The 5,238-nt window shown below is 50.7% G+C and carries 6 protein-coding genes; 3 read left to right on the forward strand and 3 right to left on the reverse strand.

The annotated features are described in order from the left end of the window. The coding region (locus RR842_RS11680; protein ID WP_332729827.1) for a HipA domain-containing protein at positions 1-924 on the forward strand (924 nt) is incomplete at its 5' end. Positions 925-1,001: 77 nt separating this feature from the next. Here RR842_RS11680 and RR842_RS11685 read toward each other — a convergent pair. After that, a complete protein-coding gene (locus RR842_RS11685; protein ID WP_332729828.1) occupies positions 1,002-1,187 on the reverse strand; it encodes a hypothetical protein in 186 nt (61 codons plus the stop codon). Between the two features lie 371 nt (positions 1,188-1,558). Between RR842_RS11685 and RR842_RS11690 the strand changes: the two genes are divergently transcribed. Then, complete coding sequence (locus RR842_RS11690; protein ID WP_332729829.1) at positions 1,559-3,043, forward strand: ATP-binding protein; 1,485 nt, start codon at positions 1,559-1,561, stop codon at positions 3,041-3,043. After that, on the forward strand, positions 3,040-3,360 hold the full coding sequence (locus tag RR842_RS11695; protein ID WP_332729831.1) for a hypothetical protein: 321 nt from the start codon (positions 3,040-3,042) through the stop codon (positions 3,358-3,360). The genes RR842_RS11690 and RR842_RS11695 overlap by 4 nt, the downstream gene beginning before the upstream one ends. A gap of 44 nt (positions 3,361-3,404) precedes the next feature. Here RR842_RS11695 and RR842_RS11700 read toward each other — a convergent pair whose 3' ends face one another. Continuing rightward, a complete protein-coding gene (locus RR842_RS11700; protein WP_332729833.1) occupies positions 3,405-4,688 on the reverse strand; it encodes a HipA domain-containing protein in 1,284 nt (427 codons plus the stop codon). Between the two features lie 2 nt (positions 4,689-4,690). Further along, positions 4,691-4,909, reverse strand: a complete 219-nt coding sequence (locus RR842_RS11705; protein ID WP_332565578.1) for a helix-turn-helix domain-containing protein — start codon at positions 4,907-4,909, stop codon at positions 4,691-4,693. Positions 4,910-5,238 lie beyond the last annotated feature (329 nt).

The following is a 5,238-nucleotide window of genomic DNA, read 5'->3' on the forward strand; positions in this document are numbered from 1 at the left end:
GAGGCGGTCGAGAGTGGGTTTTTCGATGAGATGGCCGTAAAACCCTTCGAAACCGCGATTGCCACAATGGGGAAAACGAGACTTTCTCTTTCGGGCGCGATGGCGAAGGTCGGCTTGTACAAAAGCGAAGAGAACGGTGCTTGGTTCTACCCGCTGAACGGCGCAGCGTCTACGCATATCGTCAAGGCGGCAAACTCGGAGCAGTTTCCCTTGGAGACGATCAACGAAGCCCTTTGCCTTGGCGTTGCGGGAAGAGTGGGCCTTCCGGCTGCTGAGTGCTCGTTGCTCCCCGTGAATGCTGGCGAGCCGTTGCTTGCTGTGCGTCGCTACGATCGTGGTTTTTCTAATGCTAGTCGCGAAGTGAGCGGTATGGCCTCGCCTTGCCGCCTTCACCAAGAAGATTTCAGTCAGGCGGCAGGTGTCGCGTTGAAGTACGAGCCAACAGACGGAAACTACCTTTCGCTAATTGCTTCGGTAGCGGGTGCGGCTTGTGCCAATGGTTTTGGCGAGGCCAATCTTGTTTTCGAGTACACGCTTTTCGACTATCTTATGGGTAACTGTGACAACCACTTGAAGAATTATGCCTTGCTCTACGATGCGTCCTGGTCAACGCGGGAGGTTGCCCCGATATACGATGTTGTGAGTACGGTCGAATACCCCAGCGTCTATCTTGAAATGGGCATCTCCTTCGGCGGAAACAGACGCATCGATCAGGTTAGTCGTTTCGCGATTGAGCAATCTGCGAAGATGTGCGGATTGCCGCCAAAGATGGCGTCGAATGCTTTGGTTGAGTTGCATGATGCGCTTGCTGCCGCGGTTGCTTCTGAGGCGGACTGCATCAGGCAGCAGGGGTTTTTGCAGGTTGATCCGTTGGCAAAGGCAATGTTAGTTGGAATCGACCAGCGCTTCAAAGCTGTTTCCTAAAGACAAGAGTGCTGCCAAGGTGCTGTACAAACTATTGAAGAATTCTGCTCCCAATCTGTACAAAACAATTTTGAAATCTACTCGTCGAGGAAGGCCATGAGCTCGTCAATATCGTTGAAGTAGGCCGAATCGTCGGGAATCAAGCCGAGCTCTTTTGCTTCGGCGGCGACGAGGGCACGACGTGTCTCCTCGTTCGGGGTCTCCCTCGCGGGTACGACTTCAAAGGGAATACGCCGCTGATTGACCAGTTGGTGGGTCGCCATGACGACGAGTTGTTGTAGCTCAGCCCGATCGAGCCAAGAATTTCGTTTGCCTGCGCCTTGAGGACCACCACGTCTCAAGAGCACCGCCGCCCGCTCGACCGATCTTGTGGGTGAGCCTATTCGGTCGCCGCTTATTCTATCAGCCGTCCTGATTTGTCGAGAACACGACGGGCGCGCGATTCGGTAAGTTTTAACAACTAACTGCAAAGGGTGATTTTTATCAAATAAGAGCGTTTAGATTTTCATTAAAATCTTCAATTTTTCAAATTTAATACTTCATATTTTAGTAGTTGTTCGAATATTTTAAAAGTTGTACTATAGAAACACAAATTTTAGTTTCATATTTCAATTTTTTGACGATAGGCAACAATATGCAACCTTTCGAATTGGAAGATTTAGCTTTCCAGATCAATCAGAGCAAAACCGAAACCCAAACGATCGAGGTCAAGGGCGCACAGTGCGGCTGTCCTAAACGGCTCTACGACACGCTCTCGAGCTTCTCGAACCAAGACGATGGAGGAATTGTCGTTTTCGGCATTTCCGAAGAAAGCGGGTTCGCCATCGAAGGAGTGTACGACGCCCATGATCTTCAGAAATGCATCGTAGACCAATGCAAGCAAATGACGCCCCTCGTTCGTCCCGTGCTAACCACATGTACCATCGAAGACAGGCAAATCGTGTCGGCCGAAATACCCGGCATCGACATTGCTGAGAGACCATGCTTTTATGCAGGCACCGGACGAAGCAAAGGTTCGTTCGTCAGAATGGGAGATTCTGACGAACGTATGACAGAATACGAAATCTACAGCTATGAGGCCTACCGTAAAAAATACGAAGACGAGCTGCGATCAGTCGAGCGGGCGACGTTTGGCGATTTGGATGAAACCGAACTTGAAATATATCTGCTCAAATCGAAAAGCTCGAAACCCAATCTCGCGAAACTGCCCAACAACAAAATTTTTGAGTTGATGTGCATCACGAAAAACGGTTCGCCGACCCTGGCCTCCATCATGCTCTTCTCCCCTTACCCGCAAGCTTATTTTCCCCAGCTGAGCATTATAGCCACATCCATTCCCGGCACCGAAATGGGAGAGGTCGACGAAGAGGGCGCTCGGTTCATAGACAACAAACGCATTGAAGGCCCCCTTCCTGCGATGCTTGAAGAAGCCCTTAGGTTCGCTCGCTCGAACATGAAACTCAAGACGACCATCGATCAAGACACCGGCATACGATCAGACTCTCCCGACTATCCTATCGAGGCCGTCCGAGAAGCGATACTCAATGCGCTCATTCACCGGGACTACAGCATACACACCCAAGGTATGCCAATCCAAATCAGGTTCTTTCAAGACCGCTTAGAAATACGCAACCCGGGTGGCCTTTATGGCAGACTTTCGGTTGATCAGCTAGGGAAAGTCCAACCCGACACACGCAACCCCGTGATTGCCGTGACAATGGAGACGCTTGGACTGACCGAAAATAGATACTCGGGAATCCCAACCATACAACGGGTCTTGCACGAAGCTGGCTTGCCCGAGGCAGAGTTTAAAGAACAACACGGCAACTTTGAGGTTGTCTTCAGGAAAAAAATCCCTACGGTAATAGCTGAGACATCAATCACGCTTCGTGCGGCACACGGCGCGCCCACTCAAGCTGATCGGGAGAATGCAATCATCCAATTTTGCAGCATACCCCGAACCCGAAAAGAGATTGCCGAGTTCTTGGGCCTAAGCTCGGTTTCTTACGCCACAAAGCGTTATGTGGAACCTTTGGTTGAGAATGGTGCGCTGCTCCTATCGATACCGAACGCCCCCCAAAGCCCTCGTCAAACATACAGGGCGAGCAATGGAGAGTGATCCAGGGCGAAGGATTTTCGATCGACGACTCCAATCGCGCTGAATACTTTGCGATCTTGCATGCTTTATATGCGAAAGAAAAGTCCTTCATCGATAAGCAAAGACAAGCCGGTATCGAAAGGGCATCTGCCGAAGGAAAATACCAGGGTCGCCAGAGAAGGCGCCTTGACGAGATCGTGTTTGCTGACGTAATGGAACGCTATGATGCCGCAACTATCAATGCTGAGCAGGCGGCGAGGGAACTTGGAGTTGGCCGCGCAACCTTTTTTCGCCGATCGAAGGAATTTCACGAGAATGTCCTTGCACTAACGCGGTAAGCGCAACTTACCGTCTGCAACTTGGGACGACAGCTTGCTTGGCTCTATAACGAAGCCAGCACCGCCAAGCGGGATGTCATGCCCTCTTCGATATCGTCGGCAATATGGGGAGCTACCTCGAAGCCCTGTTTATTCAAGTTCGACGCCTCATCGCTAAGACCTTTAACAGCGTTATCCAACAAATCGCAGCTGATGGATTTCAGCGCCTTTTGCCCTATGCCCAAGCGTTTTGCATGCAGCCTAATATCGTCTGTACAAACTTCATCAATGACGGACGAATGCCCCAGCTTCATTCCCATTTTGCGGCTAAAGCGAGTATAGAACGTCGTGCTTACCACATCGTATGCGGGAGCCAAGGAAACCGCCTTGTTATCGGGCGAATACAGAACCGACAGATTCTTAAGGTGATTGTCGCAGTTGCCTATGAGGTAGTTGAAAAGCGTTATACGCGCAAGCGATTCGATATCGCGTGCTGGACGCGCCGAGTACTTCCGCAAAAACAGTGAAAGAGCCGATACGGTATCAGGTTCAAGTTCTTTGTATTTAGCACTAGGCATGATGCCAAACACCTGGGTGAAGTCCTCTTGATGCTGGCGTGCGGGAACAATCAGCCCATCCAGTTGCTCTTCGGTTGGCATTATGCGGTCGTAGCGTTCGATACAAATTGCCGGAGCTCCTAAGTCGATCAGGCAAGATGGCGGCACATCGATACCGCACGCACGGGCGCATGCAAGACAAAGCTGTTCAACCAGCATCAGGTCAGATAGCTCCGCATGAGCGAACTTCACGATGCAGTTCGAGGGAGCGCCGCCGAGCGGTTGGTACCATTCTCTAGCGCCCCCAACCGACTGAGCGCAATACAAGCCGCATTTATTCTGCGTACCCGCAAGCGACAAGCGCGACCCTTCCGTCAGTCGGTCTCGTGCAAGCGGATGTCCCGCCAATGCACCCATTTCGTCTTCGCTAAATTTTCGGTACGCACGTTTTTCTTGATACGTCTGAACATTGATTACCACATCACCAATGCAGTCAAGGCCGCATCGTGCCAACAGCTCTAGGTAATCGTCGTCGGAAATGCCCAAAGTCATAGCAAGGTTGCCGAGCGCAGCACCCTCAGGCAACAGGCCCTTGAAGTACGGCTTGAATTCTTCTTCACTGAAGGCCAGAGAGCGCAAAGGAAGCGAAAACGAAAGCGCCGTTACATCAGGCGATGACAGAAACGAAACATCATAGCGAAATGTCGGCTCTCTATTTGCGCTGTCAGTATCATCGATTACGCCGACTTTTACCAGCCGGCCCTGTATATCTCGGTATACTTCTAGACTCATGTCTATTCACCGCGCTTCGATAGTTGTAAATCTATTCCTAGCATATTGACCACATGAAGCATCTTCCCCGCCTCGGTCGTTTCCTTGCCGTTTTCCAAGTTTGATATGAAAGAAAGGCTTACTCCGCACAGCGCGGCGAAATCTGTCTGGGTGTAGCTCTGAGCTTTCCGTTCAGTCCGAACGGTAGTGCCTATGTCTTGAATGGAGTAGACCGTATTCATGGTAAGCCTATCTGAGCCTGTGGCATTCTTACGTACACCGAAATTCTTCAGATGATAGTCTAATTCTTGCGTACGTCGAAATCAATAGTGATGAAGTCCAAATTCTTGCGTACGCCGAATATTGCGAAACTAGCACGGACGTGACTTAAACCATAGGGAGACTGTCCCTAGTCGAATTTTTCTTCAAGCGTACGGCCTCAATGCAGTCCGCTATGCAGAAGGCGGCATAAATTCTCTAACCTCTGTGTCCGAAATCTTGGCACAGGTCAAAAATGGCGAGGCCGCGTTTCTGGGCAGGTCACCCAGTGTATGGGCCAACTTGCAAATCA

It is taken from the genome of Gordonibacter sp., assembly GCF_036667095.1.
Taxonomy (GTDB): Bacteria; Actinomycetota; Coriobacteriia; order Coriobacteriales; family Eggerthellaceae; genus Gordonibacter.